The organism is Pseudomonas alcaligenes (assembly GCF_014490745.1).
Lineage (GTDB): Bacteria > Pseudomonadota > Gammaproteobacteria > Pseudomonadales > Pseudomonadaceae > Aquipseudomonas > Aquipseudomonas alcaligenes_C.
Genome location: NZ_LZEU01000001.1, coordinates 829,929 through 848,791, shown reverse-complemented (window position 1 = coordinate 848,791; position 18,863 = coordinate 829,929). Strand labels below are relative to the sequence as shown.

Sequence of the window (18,863 nt, the reverse complement as noted above, 5' to 3'; positions counted from 1 at the left end):
GCCACTAGCCTGGGACGCATTCATCACCAGGGGCCTGTCTCAGGCCAGGAGAGCCGCATCATGCGACGTCACCGCGCTTATCTCAATCTCGCCCTCGGCGCCGGCCTCAGCACCTGCGCCGCGCTGGCCACGGCCGCCGCGCCCAGCGTGCACGTGTACAACTGGTACGACTACATCGGCCCGACCACGCTCAAGGACTTCCAGCGCGACACCGGCATCCAGCCGGTGTACGACACCTTCGACAGCGCCGAGGTGCTGGAGGGCAAACTGCTCACCGGCGGCAGCGGCTACGACGTGGTGGTGGCCAGCAACTACAGCCTGCCCACCCTGATCAGCGCCGGCGTGCTCGAACCGCTGGACGCCAGCAAGCTGAGCAACCTCAAGCACATGGATCCGGCCCTGCTGGCCAAACTGGCCGGCAACGATCCCGGCAATCGCTATGCGGTGCCCTACCTGTGGGGCACCAACGGCATCGGCTATAACATCGACAAGGTGCGCGCCGCCCTCGGCGACAACGCGCCGGTGGACTCCTGGGATCTGCTGTTCAAGGAAGACAACCTGGCCAAGCTGGAACAGTGCGGCGTGGCCATGCTCGACTCGCCCTCCGAGATGCTGCCGGTGGTGCTGCACTACCTCGGCCTGCCGCCCAACAGCACCAACCCGGACGACTACAAGCAGGCCGAAGCGTTGCTGCTCAAGCTGCGTCCGCACATCCGCTACTTCAACTCCTCCAAGTTCATCAGCGACCTGGCCAACGGCGACATCTGCGTCACCGTCGGCTGGTCCGGCGCGGTGCTCGAAGCCAAGGGCAACGCCGAGCAGGCCGGCAATGGCGTGAAGATCGCCTACAGCCTGCCCAAGGAAGGCGCGCCGGTCTGGTTCGACACCCTGGTACTGCTCAAGCAGGCGCCGAACCCGCAGCAGGGCCTGGCCTTCATCGACTACCTGATGCGGCCGCAAGCCATCGCGCCGATCACCGAGTACCTCAACTACCCCAACGGCAACCTCAGCGCTACGCCCCTGGTCGGCGCCGCCACCCAGGCCAACCCGGCCGTCTACCCGCCGGCCGCAGCCCTGGCCACGCTGTTTACCCTGCAACCCCTGCCGAAGAAGACCGAGCGCATCCGCACGCGGGTCTGGAGCACGGTGAAGAACGGTGAATAAGCCCTTGTCCAACGGAACTGCAAACATGTCTGCCACTCCCCGCGCCCGCGACCTGGGCATCCATATCGGCCAGCTGCAACCCGGCCCGTTCAATGCCATCACCGACGTGCCCGGCGTGCGCGTCGGCCATGCCGAGGTGCGCGGCCGCAGCAGTAGCGGCCGCGATATCCACACCGGCGTCACCCTGATCGAGCCGCGCCCCGGCTCGACCAACCAGCAGCCCTGCTTCGCCGGCGTCCACGTGCTCAACGGCAACGGCGACGCCAGCGGCCTGGAGTGGATCCGCGAGGCCGGCCTGCTGACCAGCCCGGTGGCCTTCACCAACACCCACAGCGTCGGCGTGGTGCGCGATGCGCTGATCGCCCTGGAACGCCAGCGCCATCCGGACGAGCGCCTGTACTGGAGCATGCCGGTGGTGCTGGAGACCTTCGACGGCCTGCTCAACGACATCAACGGCCACCACGTCGGCCCGGCCCAGGTCGCCGCGGCGCTGGCCGATGCCCGTGGCGGCGCGGTGCGCGAAGGTGCCGTCGGCGGCGGTAGCGGCATGATCTGCCACGAGTACAAGGGCGGCATCGGCAGCGCCTCGCGCCGCCTCAACGCCGAGCAGGGCGGCTGGACGGTGGGCGCCATCGTCCAGGCCAACCATGGCGTGCGCCGCGAGCTGCGGGTCGACGGCTACCCGGTGGGACGCTACCTGGACAAGGCCGACTCGCCCTTCCAGCGCGCCGCCCTGCCGCACCCGGGCATGGGCTCGATCGTGGTCTGCCTGGCCACCGATGCACCGCTGCTGCCGCACCAGTGCACGCGCCTGGCGCAGCGCGCCAGCCTGGGCATCGCCCGTACCGGCGGCGGCAACGAGGATCACAGTGGCGACCTGTTCATCGCCTTCGCCACCGGCAACCAGCAGCTGCCGGCAGCCGCCTACGAGCGCAAGGGTGCGCCCACCTGCGACGGCCTGCGCATGGTCAACAACGACCACATCAGCGAGCTGTTCCTGGCCGCCACCGAGGCGGTGGAGGAAGCGATAGTCAACGCCCTGCTGGCTGCGCCGGATACCAGCGGCAACGGCCACCAGGTACCCGGCCTGAGCGGCGCCGCCCTGCTCGCCGCCCTGCAGCAGGCCGGCTGGCCAGGCGCGCGCTGAGCGCGCCGCCACACCCGGCGACGCCTCTGCGCGCCGCCGGCAACCATGCGCCCCAACGAAATCTTCACATCCACCCGACAGGCCATTTACATCGCCACCCTTAGATTCGCCGCCATTCTTGATCCGCTTCCTCAGGTGTCCCGGTGGCCGAACTACAACCCCAACCCACACTGCGCCAGCGTCTTGCCGGCCTGCATATCCACCTCAGTCGCAGCGTGCTGACCATGCTGGTCGCCCTGTGGCTGATGCTCAGCATGAACCTGCCGTTCTGGCGGGCCGTGTGGGACGGCGTCGGCGGCTGGGAGCATGCCAGCCCGCTGTTCCTTATCAGCCTGCCGCTGTTCGTGTGGATCTGGCTGTACCTGCTGCTCAGCCTGCTGGCCTGGGGGCGTCTGACCAAACCCGTACTGGCGCTGCTGGTACTGGTCTCGGCCGCCGCCGGCTATTTCATGCACAGCTACGGCATCGTCATCGACTACGGCATGCTGACCAACGTGGTGCAGACCGACAGCGCCGAAGCGCTGGAGCTGTTCAACGGTTCGCTGCTGGTGTGGATGCTGGCCTTCGGCGTGCTGCCGGTACTGCTGCTCAGCCGGGTACGCCTGCTGCAGCGCGGCTGGAAGCGCGAGACCCTGGGCAAGCTGGGCAGCATGGGCGTGCTGCTGCTGTGCCTGTTCGGCCTGGTCATGAGCCTGTACCAGCCCTATGCCTCGCTGCTGCGCAACCACCGCGAAGTGCGCCTGCTGCTGGTGCCCTCGAACGTGGTGGGTGCCGTGCACGGCTACCTCAAGCGCGAGCTGGCGGTACCGCACAAGCTGGAAGTGGTCGGCGCCGATGCCCACCGCCTGGCCCCCGTCAGCCTGGGCGGCAAGCCGCGAGTGACCCTGCTGGTGGTCGGCGAAACCGCCCGCGCCGCCAACTTCTCGCTCAACGGCTATGAGCGCACTACCAACCCCGAACTGGCCGCCCGCCAGGTGATCAACTTCGCCAGCGCCAGCTCCTGCGGCACCGCCACCGCCGTGTCGGTGCCCTGCATGTTCCAGGATGTCGGCCGCGACCATTACAAGGACTCGATGGCGGAAAGCCGCGAAGGCCTGCTCGACGTCCTGCAGCGCGCCGGCGTCGGCGTGCTCTGGCGCGACAACAACTCCGGCTGCAAGGGCACCTGCACGCGGGTGCCCTACGAGGATGTCTCGCACCTCGACGTACCGGCGCTGTGCGGCGATGGCGAGTGCCACGACGAGGTGCTGCTGCACAACCTGCAGGCCTACCTCGACGGCATCGACCACGACACGGTGATCGTCCTGCACATGAAGGGCAGCCACGGCCCGGCCTACTACAAGCGCTACCCGGCCAGCTTCGAGCAGTTCACCCCGGTCTGCCGGGAAACCGAGCTCGACCGCTGCGCGCGTGACACTATCGTCAATGCCTACGACAACAGCCTGCTGTATACCGACCATGTGCTGGCCAGCGCCATCGACCTGCTCAAGCGCAACTCCGCGCACCTGAACACGGCCATGCTGTACCTGTCCGACCATGGCGAGTCGCTGGGCGAGAGCGGCATGTTCCTGCACGGCGTGCCCTATGCCATGGCGCCCAGCGAACAGACCCATATCCCCATGCTGCTGTGGCTGTCGCCGGGCCTGCAGCACAGCACCGGGATCAGCGCCCAGTGCATGCGCCAGCAGGCCGGCGATGCCGTGTCGCAGGACAACCTGTTCCACTCGATTCTCGGCCTGATGGGCGTGCAGACGGCGGTGTACCAGGAGCAGCTGGATCTGTTCCGCAGCTGCAGCGGTGCCAATATCGCCCAGCTGCCGCACCCCTCCAATCAGGCCGCCGACTGATGCGCGGCCCTCTACAGGACATCTCCATGCCCACCCGTTTCCTCCTGCGCCTGGCCCCTGCCGCCCTCGCCTGCCTGTTCAGCCTCACCGCCCAGGCCCGCGAGCCCCTGGGCTGGGTCGAGGAAGGCGTGCTGCTGCCGGAAAACATCGAGGTCAAGGTCAAGATGGACACCGGCGCCCTGACCTCCTCGCTGGATGCCAAGGACATCCAGCGCTTCCAGCGCGACGGCCAGCACTGGGTGCGCTTCAAGGTCGAGCTGGTCGATAACAAGACCGGCAAGGAAGTGGTCAGCGAGCTGGAGCGCCCGGTGCTGCGCAACGTCAAGCTGCGCGGCGCCGGCGGCGTCGATCACCGGCCGGTGGTGCAGATGACCATCTGCATCGGTCAGCAGCGCTACGACGAGCAGTTCTCCCTGCGCAACCGCAGCAAGATGCTCTACCCGGTGCTGCTCGGCCGCCGCACCCTGGAACACCTCGGCCCGATCGACGTGGCGCGCACCTTCACCACCGAGCCGAGCTGCCAGGCCGACGCCACGCCATAACCACCGGAGCGACGTTAGTCGCCCGGTGCGGCCGAGCGCTGCCCCAGCGCCACCAGCAGGCCGCACAGGCAGATGATAGCGATGCCCAGCAGCGCCCAGCCATCCGGCATATGGCCGAACACCAGGAAACCGAGCAGCCCGGCGAAGACGATCTGCCCGTAGCCGAACGGCGCCAGCAGGCCCGGCGAGGCATGCCGGTAAGCCTGGGTCAGCAGCATGTGGCCGCCCATCCCGCAACTGCCCAGGGCCAGCATCAGCAGGCCCTCCTTGAGGTTGTGCGGGGTCTGCCAGAAGAACGGCACCAGCGCGGTCATGATCGAGGTGTTGATCAGCCCGGTGAGGAAGTTGCTGGTGGCCGGGCTGTCGTGGGCCGCCAGCAGGCGGGTGAACAGCTGGTACAGGCCGAAGCACAGGGCCGAACCCAGCGGTAGCAGGATCGCCGGGGTGAACAGTGCCGAGCCCGGGCGAATCACGATCAGCACCCCGACCAGGCCGCCGAGTACCGCCAGCCACTGGCCGCGGCCGACCCGCTCGCCCAGCAGCGGCACCGACAGTGCCAGCACCAGCAACGGCGCCAGGAAGTTCACCGCGGTCGCCTCGGCCAGCGGGATATGGCGCAGCCCGGCGGTGAAGAACAGGCTGCAGCCGATCAGGCACAGGGCGCGCGTCAGCTGCAGCCAGGGCCGGCCGCTGCGCAGCACCGCGAAGCCTTCGCGTGGCAGGAAGAAACCGGCCAGCAGCAGGGTATGCACCAGGTAGCGCACCCACACCACCATCACCACCGGATAGATCGCCGAGAGATATTTCGACAGGGCGTCGTGGCTGGCGAACAGGAAGATCGCCAGGCATACCAGCAGGATGCCCTTGAGGGGTTCGTCGTGCCCGCGAACTGGGGCGGCATTCAGGCTCATGGAAGACTCGGACTTGTAAGCAGGCTAATTATTAGCCTGCTGCAAGATAGCGCTGAACAATAAGGCGACTCAACCCGACCAAAGCCTTAAACGTGCACCCCAGCTCGACCGTAATGGTCACTTCGCTGTAAGGGCAGCGTCCCTGCCCTGGAGTATCCTCGACGGCATCCTGCGCCGCCTTCGGAGACCTGCCGTGGAACAGATCGATCACCTGCTGCCCTGGAGCACCAGCGGCAGCGAGCGCCGCCTCAGCGTCCTGCGCTTCGGCAACGGCTCGCGCAAGGCCTACCTGCAGGCCTCCCTGCACGCCGACGAGCTGCCGGGTATGCGCGTGGCCATCGAGCTCAAGCGCCGCCTGGGCGAACTGGAGCGCGCCGGCCAGCTGCGCGGGGTCATCGAGCTGGTGCCGGTGGCCAACCCGATCGGCCTGGCGCAGCTGCTCCAGGCCACCCACCAGGGGCGCTTCGAGCTGGGCAGCGGGAAGAACTTCAACCGCGACTTCGTCGACCTCGACCCGCTGTGCGCGCCCCTGCTGGAGGGCCGCCTGGGCAGCGATGCGGCGGCCAATGTGCAGCTGATCCGCCACAGCATGCGCCAGGCGCTGGACGCCCTGGCGCCCGCCGCCTCGCAGCTCGAGGCCCTGCAGCGCCTGCTGCTGTGGCACGCCTGTGACGCCGACCTGGTGCTCGACCTGCACTGCGACTTCGAAGCCGTGGTGCACCTGTACAGCCTGCCGCAGCACGCCGAACCGCTGCAGCCGCTGGCCGCGCGCCTGCAGGCCGGCGCCCTGCTGGTGGCCGAGGACGGCGGCGGCAGCTCGTTCGACGAGTCCTGCGCCAGCCCCTGGCTGCGCCTGGCCACGCGCTTCCCGGCAGCGGCCATCCCCTCGGCCTGCCTGGCCGCGACCGTCGAGCTGGGCGGCATGGCCGATACCGACGAGCCGCGCTGCATCGCCCAGGCCGAAGCGATCCTCGCCTACCTGGCGCAGCAGGGCCTGATTGCCGGCGAGTGGCCGGCGGCGCCAGCACCGAGCTGCCAGCCGACGCCTTTCGCCGGCGCCCAGTACGCCTACGCCCCGCACCCCGGGGTGGTCAGTTTCCTGCAGCCGGTGGGCGCGCGGGTGCAGGCCGGCGACGCCCTGTTCGAAGTGCTCGACCCGCTCAGCGACCAACGCTCCGTGGTGCGCGCCAGCACCAGCGGGGTGCTCTACGCCCGCGAACGCCTGCGCTACGCCCAGCCGGGCCTGTGGCTGGCCAAGGTGGCCGGCGCCACGCCGATCCGCACGGGCCGCCTGCTCAGCGATTAAGCCCCGCCCGGAACATCGCTGCACAGCGGACATCCAACCTACAGGTGCCGGGTTACCCGAACGCACCTGTAGCCGTGAGGAGCTCCGCCATGAAGTACCTATCCTTGCTTACCCTTGTCGCCCTGCTCAGCCTGGGTGGCTGCAGCCTGTACCTGCCAGGGATAGGTATCGAAGTCGGCGATTACCCCGAGCATGGCGGCCCGCCCTTCTGCCCGCCCGGTCAGGCCAAGAAAGGTAACTGCTAGTCGCATCCGCGACCGTGGCGCCGTACCGGCGGGTGTAAGCTTCTGACTACACAGTCACCAGGAGTACGGCATGGCCCTCAGCGTCTTCGACCTGTTCAAGATCGGCATCGGCCCCTCCAGCTCGCATACCGTGGGGCCGATGCGTGCCGCCGCACGCTTCGTCGACGGCCTGCGGCGCAACAACCTGCTGGCTGCCACCGTTGCCCTCAAGGTCGAGCTGTATGGCTCCCTCGGCGCCACCGGCAAGGGCCACGGCAGCGACAAGGCGGTGCTGCTGGGCCTGGAAGGCGAGCAGCCGGACAGCATCGACACCACAACCATCGAGCCGCGCCTGGCGGCCATCCGTGCCAGCGGCGAGCTGCGGCTGGGCGGCGAGAAGCTCATCCGCTTCGTCGAGAAGGAACACCTGGCGATGATCCGCAAGCCGCTGGACTTCCACCCCAACGGCATGATCTTTCGCGCCTTCGACGCTGCCGGTCTGCAGCTGCATGCGCGCGAGTACTACTCGGTGGGCGGCGGCTTCGTGGTCGACGAGGAGGCGGCCGGCGCCGACCGCATCGTCGAGGATCAGACGCCGCTGGCCTACCCGTTCAAGACCGCCAAGGAGCTGCTGGCCCAGTGCAGCCAGCACGGCCTGTCGATCAGCCAGCTGATGCTGGCCAACGAAGCGGCCTGGCGCCCGGAAGCCGAGACCCGCAGCGGCCTGCTGAAGATCTGGCAGGTGATGCAGGACTGCGTCAGCGCCGGCTGCCGCAACGAGGGCATCATGCCTGGCGGTCTCAAGGTGCGCCGCCGCGCCGCCGCCCTGTACCGCCAGCTCAGCGAACACCCCGAGGCCAGCCTGCGCGACCCGCTGACGGTAATCGACTGGGTCAACCTCTACGCCCTGGCGGTCAACGAGGAGAACGCCAGCGGCGGGCGGGTGGTGACCGCGCCCACCAATGGCGCGGCCGGCATAGTGCCGGCGGTGCTGCACTACTACCGGCGCTTCGTACCCGGCGCCAGCGACGACGGTGTGGTGCGCTTCCTGCTCACCGCCGCGGCCATCGGCATCCTGTACAAGGAGAACGCCTCGATCTCCGGCGCCGAAGTCGGCTGCCAGGGCGAGGTCGGGGTGGCCTGCTCGATGGCGGCCGGCGCCCTGTGCGAAGTGCTCGGCGGCAGCATCCAGCAGGTGGAGAACGCCGCCGAGATCGGCATGGAGCACAACCTCGGGCTGACCTGCGACCCGGTCGGCGGCCTGGTGCAGGTGCCGTGCATCGAGCGCAACGCCATGGGCTCGGTGAAGGCGATCAACGCCGCGCGCATGGCCCTGCGCGGCGACGGCCAGCACTTCATCTCGCTCGATCGGGTGATCCGCACCATGCGCCAGACCGGCGCGGACATGAAGAGCAAGTACAAGGAAACCGCCAGGGGAGGCCTGGCGGTCAATATCATCGAGTGCTGAAACACCTCACTCGGTACGGAAGCGCCCCACCAGCTGCTTCAGCGCGCTGCTCAGTTCGCGCTGCTCGTGGGAGTACTGCTCCACCTCCATGGCCTGGCTGGAGACCTGGCTCACCGAGTCGTTGATGGCGACTATGTTCTGGTTGATGTCCTCGGTCACCAGGTGCTGCTCCTCGGTGGCCGTGGCGATCTGCATGGTCATGTCGCGGATCATCTGCATGGCGCCCTCGATGCTCTCGAAGGCGCCCATCACCTCGCTCGCCAGCTCGATCGCCTTGCCCGACTCGGACAGGCTGTGCTCCATGGTCGAGGTCACCTCGCTGATGCGGTTGACCAGCAGGTTGAGGATGTTGTTGATCTCGCCGGTGGAGTCCTGGGTGCGCTTGGCCAGGTTGCGCACCTCGTCCGCCACCACCGCGAAGCCGCGGCCCTGCTCACCGGCGCGGGCGGCCTCGATAGCCGCGTTGAGGGCCAGCAGGTTGGTCTGTTCGGCGATCTGCTGGATGGTCGAGAGGATGTTGTTGATGCTCACCGTCTCGCGCTCCAGCTCCTGGATCACCTTGCTCGACTCGAGGATGCTGGCGCCCAGCTTGTTGACCCCGGCCGTGCTGCGGGCGATCACCTGCTTGCCATTGCTGGTCGCATCCAGGCCCTGCTTGGAGGCATCGGCCGTGCGCACGCAGGTCTGCGCCACCTCGTTGGCGGCGGAGGACATCTCGGTCACCGCCGTGACGATCTGCTCCACCGCCCCCAGCTGCTGCTGCAGGCTGGCGGACATGGCCGTGGTGCGCTCGTTGGTCTGGCTGGACACGCCGTGCATGCTGATGGCGTTGTCCTTGATCACCTTGATCATCTCCTGGGTCGAGGCGATGAACTGGTTGAACCAGTTGGCCAGCTCGCCGGTTTCGTCCTTGCTCATCAGGCTCAGGCGGCGGGTCAGGTCACCCTCGCCCTGGGCGATGGTGCGCAAGCCTTCCTTGACCAGGTTGATCGGCGTGACGATGCGGTTGGCGATGATCACCCCGGCGATGCCGAACAGCAGCACCAGCACCGCGGATACCACCAGGGTCAGCCAGGTCAGCTGATGGGCGTTGGCGAATATCTCGTCGCTCTGCATGAAGCCGATGAACTTCCAGCCCAGCTCCGGCGAGGTGTAGACGTTGGCCATGTAGTCGACGCCGTCGATGTTCACCTCGATCAGGCCGTTGTCGGTCTTGGCGATGGTGGCGAAGTAGTCGTCCTTCAGCTCGCCGAGCTTCTTGAAGTTGTGCTCCGGCTGGTGGCCGTCGACCAGCAGGGTGCCGCTGCTCTCCACCAGCATGAAGAAGCCGGTTTCGCCGAAGCGGATCTTCTGCGCCATGTCGGTGAGGGCCTTGAGCGACACGTCTATCGCCACCACCCCGGCGAAGTTGCCGGCCTGATCCTTGAAGCCCTTGAGCACCGAGACATACACCGCGTCGTCCGGCTCCCAGTAGTAGCCGTCGCGGCGCGCCAGGGCGAAGTTGGCGTTCTTGCCGATGTCGTACCAGGGCCGCTTGCGCGGATCCCAGTCGCCATATTCGCCGGTACCCGGCCACTCCACGTAGGCGCCCTGGGTATCGCTCATGTAGACGTAGCCGAAGCTCGGGTTGTTGTTGCCGATGCTGGAGAAGTAGTCGAACACCTGCTTCTCGCGGCCGCCGTTGGCGGTGGCGACCTCACTGGGTTTGCGCTTCTCGCCGAAGTAGTTGCTCAGCTCGCCGCTGGCGGTGTCGCGCAGCGCAGGATAGTCGGCCAGGGCGGAGACGGTGTGGCCGACGGAATCGAAGAAGGTGACGAAGGTGTTGTCCACCAGCCGCACGTCCAGGCTGCTGGCCTCATGGAAATGGGTCTTGGCCTGCGCCGTGACGTTGCGGATGGTCAGTAGCGCCACGATCAGCACAGGGACCAGGGTCGCCACCAGAAAACTGGTCAGCAGTTTGCTCTTGATGCTCATGGCAGGGGTGCCCTCAGGCAGATAATCAGGGAACCTGACGCAGGTACCGCTCTGGCAGCGGCTGATTTTCATACTAGGTAATCGCCCTCGTTTTTGCGTAATTTGCCAGCCCATGGGACGCCCGCTCCGGCTAGCGGAGCGCTTGTCATGGTGATTGCAGCAACCTTGCGCTGGAGTTGGACGCGCCCGCGAAGACCCCCTAGCCTTCTGGGCAGAACCGCATCGCCAGCCGGCTGGCCTACAGGTCATCCGCAGCTCGATCAACCGGAGCAGATGAGCCCATGAAAGACTCCATCCGCTATGCCGACTACCTGCGTGGAATCGGCGCGGGGCGTCGCGAGATCCCCCTGCGCGAGCTGGTGCCCGCTCCGGAGCGTACGGCCGACGGCCGTTGGCGCGCCGCGCCCTACCAGGCCGCCAGACTGCAGCGGGATGAGGTCGTCGCCGTACTCAGGCCCTATGTCAGCATCCGCCTGATGGAGCAACTGCGCGCCGTGGTGCCGCTGGCGCTGTACCTGGCGCTGTTCCAGATCATCATCCTGCGCCAGCTGGTGGAAGACTCGCTGCTGGTCGCCGCCGGCCTGTTCGCGGTGATAGTCGGGCTGATGCTGTTCATGGAGGGGCTGAAGCTCGGCCTGATGCCGTTCGGGGAAATCATCGGCAGCAACCTGCCGCGCAAATCGTCCCTGCCCGTGGTACTGCTCATCACCCTGTTACTGGGCATCGGCGTGACCTTCGCCGAACCGGCCATCGGCGCCTTGCGCGCCGCCGGACAGAATGTCTCCGCAGAGCGGGCGCCCTACCTGTGGGCGATCCTCAACCAGTGGACAGGTGAGCTGGTGCTGGTGGTCGGCGCCAGCGTCGGCCTGGCCGCGGTCACCGGCACCCTGCGCTTTCTCTATGGCTGGAGCCTGAAGCCGCTGATCTATGCCTCGCTGGTGCCGGTACTGCTGCTCACCCTGTACATGGCTCGCGATCCGGAGCTGGCCAAGGTCATCGGCCTGGCCTGGGACGCCGGCGCCGTCACCACCGGGCCAGTCACGGTACCGCTGGTACTGGCGCTGGGCATCGGTATCGCCGCGGCGGCCGGCAAGGGTGGCTCCGGGTTGTCCGGGTTCGGCATCGTCACCCTGGCCTCGCTGTTTCCCGTCGTCGGGGTCATGCTGCTGACCCTGTACGTGGCAGCCACGGCCACCCCGGCGGACATCATCGCCGCGGCGCAGGCCGCGGCTGGCGCCGGGCAACAGGCGGCGGTCTGGTACAGCGTCAGCCCCGGCCTGGAGATCGTCTCGGGAGTACGCGCCATCGTGCCCCTGGTGATCTTCCTGCTGCTCGTGCTGAAACTGCTGCTGCGCCAGAGCCTGCCTCGGCGCAACGAGATCCTCCTCGGCATCGCCCTGACCGTGGCCGGCATGTGCGTGTTCAACCTGGGGCTGACCTATGGCCTGTCCAAGCTCGGCGGCAGTGCCGGCTCGCTGATTCCGGCGGCCTTCATGCAGATTCCCGGCGCCGACAAATCACCGCTCTACCTCTACCAGGTGGGCCTGGTGCTGGCCCTGGCCTTCGCCTGGCTGCTCGGCTACGGCGCCACCGTCGCCGAGCCGGCGCTGAATGCGCTGGGGGTCACGGCGCAGACCCTGACCAACGGCTTCATTCGCAAGAGCAGCCTGATCCGCGCGGTGTCTATCGGTGTCGCCTGCGGTATCGCCGTGGGGGTGGCCAAGCTGGTGTTCGACCTGCCGCTGGTGTGGCTGGTGCTGCCGCCCTATCTGCTGGCCGCGGTACTGACGGTGTTTTCCAGCGAAGAGTTCGTCAACGTGGCCTGGGACAGTGCCGGCGTCACCACCGGGCCGATCACTGTGCCGCTGGTGCTGGCCATGGGCCTGGGGCTGGGCAACGCCACCCACGCCGTCGAAGGCTTCGGCATTCTCAGCATGGCCTCGGTCGGCCCCATCATCAGCGTCATGCTGCTCGGGCAGTGGGCCCGCATCCAGATGTGGCGGCAGGCCAAGGCCGCCAGCTCGCAACCGGCGCATCAATTACTGGCAACGGGGGATTCAACATGAAACCGGAAGGGATTACCTACCTGACCGATGTGGCGCTGATTACCTGCATTGTCGCCGCCGGGCGCGCCGACCTGGTGATTCGCGCGGCCCAGGGCATGGGCGCACCGGGGGCGATCGTCTACCACGCCCACGGCTTCGGCCCGCGCGAGCGGCTCGGCCTGCTCAGCATTGCCATCGATGCGGAGAAGGAAGTGGTCAGCCTGCTGGTGGCGGCCGACTATCAGGATGCCCTGCTGGAAACCATCTACCACGCCGCCGGCCTGGACGTGCCGGGTGCCGGCATGATCTATGCGACGCCGGTTGAAAAAGTGGCCACCTACATTCCCCGCGATATGCAGGGCAAAGGCAGTGCCTCGTGAGCGCGGCAAGCTTCGCCCTGCCGGGCGCGCCGGCCAAGCTCATCACCTGCATCCTGCCCGACAACGGCACGGATCGCCGGGTGCTGCAGCGCCTGCGCGATGAGCTGGGCATCACCCGGGCCCACAGCGTGCACTGCCGTGGCGTGGCTGTGCTGCAGGCGGCCAAGGCACCCCGCGACAAGGTACCGGAAGCCGCGCTGGCGCGGGTTCTGCACGTGGTAGTGGATGCGCAACAGGCCGACGAAGTATTCGACTTCATCTGTGCCCAGGCCAGCCTGGATCAACCGGACAGCGGCACCCTGTACATGACCGCATTGAACTTCGCCACACCGCTGGCGATGCCGGCCGGCGTTCCGGACGAGCCTCGCGCCAAGGCCACGGGCCTTTAGCAACCCTGCCAGGACTGCTCGGTGGGTGGGTGGGCTGCCATGCTCGGCAACCCATCCGGCGCAACCCCGCTGCCGTCAGTGACGCAGCCGGTAGCCGGTCTTGAAGATCCAGCTCACCACCAGCACGCAGGCCAGCAGGAAGCCAAGGATCATCCCCACGCTGAGGCCGAGGTTGACGTCGGCCACGTCGAAGAAGGCCCAGCGGAATGCGCTGATCAGGTACACCACCGGGTTGAACAGGGTGATCTTCTGCCACAGCTCCGGCAGCATGCTGATCGAGTAGAAGCTGCCGCCGAGGAAGGCCAGCGGCGTGACGATCAGCGCTGGCACCACCTGCAGCTTCTCCCAGCCGTCGGCCCACACGCCGATGATGAAGCCGAACAGGCAGAAGGTGATCGCCGTCAGCACCAGGAAGGCCAGCGCCCAGAGCGGGTGGGCCACCTCGAAATCGACGAACAGCCGCGCGGTGAGGAAGATGATCAGGCCGAGGATCACCGACTTGGTGGCCGCCGCGCCGACATAACCGACCAGGATCTCGAAGAACGACACCGGTGCCGACAGCAGTTCGTAGATGGTGCCCGAATACTTCGGCATGTAGATACCGAACGAGGCGTTGCCGATGCTCTCGGTGAGCAGCGCCAGCATGATCAGGCCCGGCACGATGAAGGCGCCGTAGCTGACCCCGTGCACCTCGGTCATGCTACTGCCGATGGCCGAGCCGAACACCACGAAGTACAGCGAAGTGGAAATCACTGGGGTGGCGATGCTCTGCAGCAGGGTGCGCCAGGTGCGCGCCAGCTCGAACAGGTAGATGGCCTTGATGGCATACAGGTTCATGCGCTGGCCCTCACCAGGTTGACGAAGATATCTTCCAGCGAGCTCTCGCTGGACTGCAGATCCTTGAAGTCGATGCCGTGCTGGGCCAGGTCGCGCAGCAGCTCGGCGATGCCGGTGTGCTCGCGCTGGGCATCGAAGGTGAACACCAGGGCATGCCCCTCGTCGGTCAGCTCCAGGGCATAGCCGGCCAACTCGGCCGGCAGGCTGGCCAGCGGGTGCTTGAGCTGCAGGGTCAGCTGCTTCTTGCCGAGCTTGTGCATCAGCACATGCTTGTCCTCCACCAGAATGATCTCGCCCTTGCGGATCACCCCGATGCGGTCGGCCATTTCCTCGGCCTCCTCGATGTAGTGGGTGGTGAGGATGATGGTCACGCCGCGCTCGCGCAGGCGGCGCACCATGTTCCACATGTCGCGGCGCAGCTCCACGTCCACCCCCGCCGTCGGCTCGTCGAGAAACAGGATCGACGGCTCGTGGCTCAGCGCCTTGGCGATCATCACCCGGCGCTTCATGCCGCCGGACAGTTCGAAGATCTTGGCGTCGCGCTTGTCCCACAGCGACAGATCCTTGAGCAGTTGCTCGAGGTACTGCGGGTCGGGCTTCTTGCCGAACAGGCCGCGACTGAAGCGCACCGTGGCCAGCACCGTTTCGAACACGTCGTTGACCAGCTCCTGCGGCACCAGGCCGATGGCCGAGCGCGCCGCACGGTAGTCGGCCTTGATGTCATGGCCGGCCACCCGCACCTTGCCGGCGCCGGGATTGACGATGCCGCAGATGATGCTGATCAGGGTGGTCTTGCCGGCGCCGTTGGGGCCGAGCAGGGCGAAGATCTCGCCCTGGCGGATCTCCAGGTTGATGTTGCTCAGCGCCGGATGGCCGGACGCGTAGGTCTTGCTCAGGTTCTCGACCGCAATCACCGATGCCACGGGGACTCCTTAGCCTGACGGAAAAACCTGATTGTAGGGAAAAGCGCCGCCGCGCGGGCAGCCTATCGCTGCAGGCCGCGCCAGGCGCGCATTTCAGGGGACGGCCGGAGCCTCGCTGCGCGCCTTGAGGCTGGCCAGGCCCTGCTCGAAATCGCCGCCGACCATCTTGTCCATGCTGAACAGCAGGCCCATGGCCTTGCTGACGAAGTTGCTACGCCCACTCATGCTCCAGCTCACCCGCGTGCCAGCGGCCTCGGGCTGGAAGTGGAACTCGGCGATGTTGCTGGCCTGAAAGGGCTCAAGGAACTCCAGCTGCATACGCACCAGTTCATTCGGGCGGCTCTCGCTGATGGCGCAGCTGCCCTTGCCCACCTGGCGGTTGCCCGACCAGCGATATACCGCGCCTACCCCCTTGGCCGCCCCCTCGTAGCTGACCTGCATGGCCGGGTCGCGCCTGGCCCAGGGCGACCACTGGTGCCACTGGTGGAAATCCTCGACCTGGGCGAACACTCGCTCCGCCGGCGCCTGGATCAGGATGCTGCGTTCAACGCGAAACTCATCCGGCTGGCGCGACGCCAGCACGGCAAACCCGGCCACCAGGGCCAATACGACCAGCAGGATAATGCCCAGCATCTTGCGTCCTCTCATTGTGGTTTTTCCTTTTGTCGGGTGCCGGGCTCAGGGCTTCAGCTCAAACAGCGCCTGGCCGCTCTCGGGGTCGAAGGGCACCGAGAAATGCTCGTGGGCGATCAGCCAGCGGCCGTTGTGTTTGCGGTAGCCCTGGCTGACCCGCAGCCAGCAGCCCTGGGCCTTGCCCTCGGCGTCGGTGCCGCCGCAGTAGCAGAGGAAATGGCCGAAGCCCAGCTCGCCACTGGCCTCCTGCTGCAGCTCGGCGACCTCGAAGGTGGTCGGCCCGGCGCACATTGCCAGGCACACCTGCCAGTGCGCCCGGTAGGCCTCGCGGCCCTTGAACTGCAGCTGCATGACGGCATCGAAGGCCAGCACGTCGATGCTGTAGTGGCTGATGATGGCATCCAGATCCTTGGCCAGGTTGGCCTTGACCCAGCTGTCGAGCAGCGCGCGTAGTGGGGTGGTGGATTCGCTGGTCATGCTTGCCTCCTCGCTCAGTGGCAACAGTCATGAGCCGCGGCGCTGGCCGCGGCAGGTTCGTAGCGGTCGTGCAGGCGCGTCCAGTTCATGCCCTTGCCGTCCACATTGGCCATGCCGCCCCAGCCCTCGCCCCGACCGAACGGCGTGAGGTCGAGGTAGTGGTAGGCGTTCATCAGCATGTCCAGGCCACGGGCGTAGGTGGAATAGGTATGGAACACCCGCTCGCCGTCGTGCAGGAACACACTGGCGCCTGGCAGCTCGCCCTTGACCATGTCCAGCTGGCCCATGCGCTGCAGTTCGGCCTGGTCGCGGTAGTTGTATTCCACCGGCGCCTGGCTGGCGTCGATGGTGACGTGGAAGTCGTAGTTGAAGCGGCTGCCGAACGACGAGTACCACGGCAGGTTCCAGCCCATGCGTTTCTTGAAGGCTTGCAGCTCCGCCAGCGGCGCATTGGAGACCAGCACCAGGCTGGTGTCGCGGGCATGCAGGTGGGCCAGGTGGCCGATGTTGTCGGCCAGGAAGGAGCAACCCGGGCAACCCTCGCCGCGGTCGCGGTGAAACATGAAGTGGTAGACGATCAGCTGGCTGCGCCCGGCGAACAGCTCGGCCAGGCCGACCTCGCCCTCGGCCCCGGTGAAGCGGTAGTCGGCGTCAATCGCCACCATCGGCAAGGCGCGGCGCTGGGCGTTGAGCGCATCGCGCTGGCGGGTCAGGGCTTTTTCCTGCTGCAGCAGCTGCAGCCGGGCGGCCAGCCATTCCTCGCGGCTGGCGACTTTCGGATAGTCAGGATTCATCTCGATGCCTCTCGGTTCAAACCATAGATGCATGCGTGGCGAGACAGCAGGCCAAACCATGGCCTCGGGCGTGCACGATTAGCCTCCTCTCCCGAGGGGAGAGGGGCGTCTTAAAGCTGCAGCTGGCGCACCGGCCGCACTTCGACACTGCCGACCCGCGCGGCGGGAATGCCGCCGGCGATCTGCAGCGCCTCGTTGAGGTCACGCGCCTCGATCAGGTAGAAGCCGGCCAGCTGCTCCTTGGTCTCGGCGAAGGGGCCATCGGTGATGCTCAGCTTGCCGCCGCGCACGCGCACGGTGGTGGCGGTGGCGACCGGTTCCAGCGGCTCGGCGGCGAGCATGCGACCGCTCTGCTGCACACTCTGGAAGTAGTCGTAGCATTCACCGTCGTGCGGACTGTCCGGCGAGGTGTGCAGGACTTTCTCGTCGCTGTAGATCAGGCACAGGTATTTCATCGCGTTCCTCCCTGGCAGCGTTTTTCGCTGCGGTTATCCCCTAGTCGCGCGGGCTGACGGCGAATCGACAGGCCGGCGAAAAAAATTTCAGTCGGTCAGTTCGGCCAGACGGCGTTCGAGAAACTGCCGGTCGGCGCCCTGCTGGCTCAGCTGCAGGGCGCGCTGGTAGGCGGCGCGGGCGGCCCCCGTGCGGCCGAGGCGGCGGTTGAGGTCGGCGCGGGCGGCATGGGCCAGGTGGTAGTCGGCCAGCTCGCCACGCTGCAGCAGCGCCTCGATCTGGCGCAGCCCGGCCTCCGGGCCGTCGCGCATGGCCAGGGCCACGGCGCGGTTGAGCTCGATCACCGGCGACGGATTGGCCCCCAGCAGCACGTCGTACAAGCCGACTATCTGCGCCCAGTCGGTGCTGGCCACGCTGTCCGCCTCGGCATGCACGGCGGCGATGGCCGCCTGCAGGCAGTAGGGGCCGATGCTGCCGGAGCGGAAAGCGGCCTGTACCAGGGCCTCGCCCTCCACGATCAGGGCGCGATCCCACAGGCAGCGATCCTGATCCTCCAGCAGTACCGGCAGGCCGTCGTCCGCCGTGCGCGCGGCGCGCCGCGACTCGCCCAGCAGCATCAGCGCCAGCAGGCCCTGCACCTCCGCCTCGGGCAGCAGCTCCAGCAGCAGGCGGCCCAGGCGGATGGCCTCGGTACACAGCTGCTGGCGGGTCAGCTCGGCGCCGCTGCTGGCGAAGTAGCCTTCGTTGAACACCAGGTAGATGACCCGCAGCACCGCCTCCAGGCGCTCGCCCAGCTCGCTGCGCCCCGGTACTTCGTAGGGAATGCGCGCGTCGCGGATCTTGTTCTTGGCGCGCACGATACGCTGGGCGATGGTGCTCGGCGTGGCCAGGAAGGCGCTGGCGATTTCCTCGGTGGTGAGGTCGCAGATCTCGCGCAGGGTCAGCGCCACCTGGGCATCGGCGGCCAGGGCCGGGTGGCAGCAGGTGAAGATCAGGCGCAGGCGGTCGTCTTCCAGGTGCTCGCCATCCCAGGCCTCGCCACCGGCCGGTTCGTCGACATCGTCGAGGGCCTGGAAGCGCGCCTGGCGGCGCAGCTGGTCGATGGCCTTGAAACGCCCGGCGGACACCAGCCAGGCCAGCGGGTTGGCCGGCACGCCCTGCTCCGGCCATTGCTCCATGGCGGCGCGAAAGGCTTCGTGCAGCGCCTCTTCGGCCAGATCGAAATCGCCCAGCAGGCGGATCAGAGTGGCCAGCACCCGACGCGATTCGTCGCGGTACAGCTGCGTCAGCAGCGCCTCGTGGCCGTTCGCCATTACCCGCTCTCCATGTCCGGTAGGAGAAGCAAAGGT

The 18,863-nt window shown here is 67.2% G+C and carries 19 protein-coding genes; 10 read left to right on the top strand and 9 right to left on the bottom strand.

All coding sequences use genetic code 11. From position 1 onward, the window contains the following. Positions 1 to 60 precede the first annotated feature (60 nt). The 4 genes from A9179_RS03805 (at position 61) to rloA3 (ending at position 4,700) form a co-directional block, all read left to right on the top strand. Entirely contained in the window at positions 61 to 1,164 is a 1,104-nt protein-coding gene (locus A9179_RS03805; RefSeq protein ID WP_187804530.1) for a polyamine ABC transporter substrate-binding protein, read from the top strand. Between the two features lie 25 nt (positions 1,165 to 1,189). Beyond that, on the top strand, positions 1,190 to 2,311 hold the full coding sequence (locus tag A9179_RS03800) for a DmpA family aminopeptidase (RefSeq protein ID WP_187804529.1): 1,122 nt from the start codon (positions 1,190 to 1,192) through the stop codon (positions 2,309 to 2,311). Between the two features lie 143 nt (positions 2,312 to 2,454). Beyond that, a complete protein-coding gene (locus tag A9179_RS03795; RefSeq protein WP_316851813.1) occupies positions 2,455 to 4,158 on the top strand; it encodes a phosphoethanolamine transferase in 1,704 nt (567 codons plus the stop codon). Between the two features lie 26 nt (positions 4,159 to 4,184). After that, positions 4,185 to 4,700 (top strand): retropepsin-like aspartic peptidase RloA3, encoded by a 516-nt coding sequence (gene rloA3 / locus A9179_RS03790; RefSeq protein ID WP_187804528.1) that lies wholly within the window; start codon positions 4,185 to 4,187, stop codon positions 4,698 to 4,700. A 14-nt stretch (positions 4,701 to 4,714) separates the two neighbouring features. Here the strand turns inward: rloA3 and A9179_RS03785 are convergent, their stop codons facing one another. Then, positions 4,715 to 5,611: a DMT family transporter gene (locus A9179_RS03785; protein ID WP_187804527.1), complete on the bottom strand. Its 897-nt coding sequence runs from the start codon at positions 5,609 to 5,611 to the stop codon at positions 4,715 to 4,717. 193 nt (positions 5,612 to 5,804) lie between these two features. Here A9179_RS03785 and A9179_RS03780 point away from each other — a divergent pair, with 193 nt between their 5' ends. The 3 genes from A9179_RS03780 (at position 5,805) to A9179_RS03770 (ending at position 8,609) form a co-directional block, all read left to right on the top strand. After that, positions 5,805 to 6,917 carry a succinylglutamate desuccinylase/aspartoacylase family protein gene (locus A9179_RS03780; RefSeq protein ID WP_187804526.1) on the top strand — a complete coding sequence of 371 codons (1,113 nt, stop codon included), beginning with the start codon at positions 5,805 to 5,807 and terminating at the stop codon, positions 6,915 to 6,917. A gap of 89 nt (positions 6,918 to 7,006) precedes the next feature. Next, complete coding sequence (locus A9179_RS03775; RefSeq protein ID WP_187804525.1) at positions 7,007 to 7,162, top strand: hypothetical protein; 156 nt, start codon at positions 7,007 to 7,009, stop codon at positions 7,160 to 7,162. 70 nt (positions 7,163 to 7,232) lie between these two features. Further along, on the top strand, positions 7,233 to 8,609 hold the full coding sequence (locus A9179_RS03770) for an L-serine ammonia-lyase (protein ID WP_187804524.1): 1,377 nt from the start codon (positions 7,233 to 7,235) through the stop codon (positions 8,607 to 8,609). 6 nt (positions 8,610 to 8,615) lie between these two features. On the opposite strand, the gene A9179_RS03765 is transcribed toward A9179_RS03770, so the two are convergent. Continuing rightward, positions 8,616 to 10,583 carry a methyl-accepting chemotaxis protein gene (locus A9179_RS03765; protein ID WP_187804523.1) on the bottom strand — a complete coding sequence of 656 codons (1,968 nt, stop codon included), beginning with the start codon at positions 10,581 to 10,583 and terminating at the stop codon, positions 8,616 to 8,618. A 281-nt stretch (positions 10,584 to 10,864) separates the two neighbouring features. Between A9179_RS03765 and A9179_RS03760 the strand changes: the two genes are divergently transcribed. The 3 genes from A9179_RS03760 to A9179_RS03750 are packed head-to-tail and all read left to right on the top strand — an operon-like array spanning position 10,865 to position 13,397. Next, positions 10,865 to 12,649: a DUF1538 domain-containing protein gene (locus A9179_RS03760; RefSeq protein ID WP_187804522.1), complete on the top strand. Its 1,785-nt coding sequence runs from the start codon at positions 10,865 to 10,867 to the stop codon at positions 12,647 to 12,649. Further along, on the top strand, positions 12,646 to 13,008 hold the full coding sequence (locus A9179_RS03755; protein WP_187804521.1) for a P-II family nitrogen regulator: 363 nt from the start codon (positions 12,646 to 12,648) through the stop codon (positions 13,006 to 13,008). The genes A9179_RS03760 and A9179_RS03755 overlap by 4 nt, the downstream gene beginning before the upstream one ends. Beyond that, complete coding sequence (locus tag A9179_RS03750; protein ID WP_187804520.1) at positions 13,005 to 13,397, top strand: hypothetical protein; 393 nt, start codon at positions 13,005 to 13,007, stop codon at positions 13,395 to 13,397. The genes A9179_RS03755 and A9179_RS03750 overlap by 4 nt, the downstream gene beginning before the upstream one ends. Positions 13,398 to 13,472: 75 nt before the next feature. Here the strand turns inward: A9179_RS03750 and A9179_RS03745 are convergent, their stop codons facing one another. The 7 genes from A9179_RS03745 to A9179_RS03715 form a co-directional block, all read right to left on the bottom strand. Then, entirely contained in the window at positions 13,473 to 14,234 is a 762-nt protein-coding gene (locus A9179_RS03745) for an ABC transporter permease (RefSeq protein ID WP_187804519.1), read from the bottom strand. Further along, the gene (locus A9179_RS03740) at positions 14,231 to 15,157 is read right to left on the bottom strand and encodes an ABC transporter ATP-binding protein (RefSeq protein ID WP_187804518.1); all 927 of its coding nucleotides are present in this window, start codon (positions 15,155 to 15,157) and stop codon (positions 14,231 to 14,233) included. The genes A9179_RS03745 and A9179_RS03740 overlap by 4 nt, the downstream gene beginning before the upstream one ends. 93 nt (positions 15,158 to 15,250) lie before the next feature. After that, entirely contained in the window at positions 15,251 to 15,805 is a 555-nt protein-coding gene (locus A9179_RS03735) for an SRPBCC family protein (RefSeq protein ID WP_262410520.1), read from the bottom strand. A gap of 30 nt (positions 15,806 to 15,835) precedes the next feature. Continuing rightward, positions 15,836 to 16,267 (bottom strand): YybH family protein, encoded by a 432-nt coding sequence (locus A9179_RS03730; protein ID WP_187804517.1) that lies wholly within the window; start codon positions 16,265 to 16,267, stop codon positions 15,836 to 15,838. A 14-nt stretch (positions 16,268 to 16,281) separates the two neighbouring features. Next, the gene (locus A9179_RS03725; protein WP_187804516.1) at positions 16,282 to 17,061 is read right to left on the bottom strand and encodes a DUF899 domain-containing protein; all 780 of its coding nucleotides are present in this window, start codon (positions 17,059 to 17,061) and stop codon (positions 16,282 to 16,284) included. Positions 17,062 to 17,171: 110 nt separating this feature from the next. Further along, positions 17,172 to 17,516, bottom strand: a complete 345-nt coding sequence (locus A9179_RS03720; protein ID WP_187804515.1) for a YciI family protein — start codon at positions 17,514 to 17,516, stop codon at positions 17,172 to 17,174. Between the two features lie 87 nt (positions 17,517 to 17,603). Next, a complete protein-coding gene (locus A9179_RS03715; RefSeq protein WP_187804514.1) occupies positions 17,604 to 18,827 on the bottom strand; it encodes an RNA polymerase sigma factor in 1,224 nt (407 codons plus the stop codon). Positions 18,828 to 18,863 lie beyond the last annotated feature (36 nt).

What these genes read in the sequence shown, in the direction of transcription:
- rloA3 (WP_187804528.1), top strand. Translation starts at nt 4,185, where the DNA reads ATGCCCACCCGTTTCCTCCTGCGCCTGGCCCCTGCCGCCCTCGCCTGC.
- A9179_RS03770 (WP_187804524.1), top strand. Translation starts at nt 7,233, where the DNA reads ATGGCCCTCAGCGTCTTCGACCTGTTCAAGATCGGCATCGGCCCCTCC.
- A9179_RS03785 (WP_187804527.1), bottom strand. Translation starts at nt 5,611, where the DNA reads ATGAGCCTGAATGCCGCCCCAGTTCGCGGGCACGACGAACCCCTCAAG.
- A9179_RS03735 (WP_262410520.1), bottom strand. Translation starts at nt 15,805, where the DNA reads ATGAGAGGACGCAAGATGCTGGGCATTATCCTGCTGGTCGTATTGGCC.
- A9179_RS03760 (WP_187804522.1), top strand. Translation starts at nt 10,865, where the DNA reads ATGAAAGACTCCATCCGCTATGCCGACTACCTGCGTGGAATCGGCGCG.
- A9179_RS03745 (WP_187804519.1), bottom strand. Translation starts at nt 14,234, where the DNA reads ATGAACCTGTATGCCATCAAGGCCATCTACCTGTTCGAGCTGGCGCGC.
- A9179_RS03715 (WP_187804514.1), bottom strand. Translation starts at nt 18,827, where the DNA reads ATGGCGAACGGCCACGAGGCGCTGCTGACGCAGCTGTACCGCGACGAA.
- A9179_RS03765 (WP_187804523.1), bottom strand. Translation starts at nt 10,583, where the DNA reads ATGAGCATCAAGAGCAAACTGCTGACCAGTTTTCTGGTGGCGACCCTG.
- A9179_RS03725 (WP_187804516.1), bottom strand. Translation starts at nt 17,061, where the DNA reads ATGAATCCTGACTATCCGAAAGTCGCCAGCCGCGAGGAATGGCTGGCC.
- A9179_RS03775 (WP_187804525.1), top strand. Translation starts at nt 7,007, where the DNA reads ATGAAGTACCTATCCTTGCTTACCCTTGTCGCCCTGCTCAGCCTGGGT.
- A9179_RS03720 (WP_187804515.1), bottom strand. Translation starts at nt 17,516, where the DNA reads ATGAAATACCTGTGCCTGATCTACAGCGACGAGAAAGTCCTGCACACC.
- A9179_RS03755 (WP_187804521.1), top strand. Translation starts at nt 12,646, where the DNA reads ATGAAACCGGAAGGGATTACCTACCTGACCGATGTGGCGCTGATTACC.
- A9179_RS03730 (WP_187804517.1), bottom strand. Translation starts at nt 16,267, where the DNA reads ATGACCAGCGAATCCACCACCCCACTACGCGCGCTGCTCGACAGCTGG.
- A9179_RS03805 (WP_187804530.1), top strand. Translation starts at nt 61, where the DNA reads ATGCGACGTCACCGCGCTTATCTCAATCTCGCCCTCGGCGCCGGCCTC.
- A9179_RS03800 (WP_187804529.1), top strand. Translation starts at nt 1,190, where the DNA reads ATGTCTGCCACTCCCCGCGCCCGCGACCTGGGCATCCATATCGGCCAG.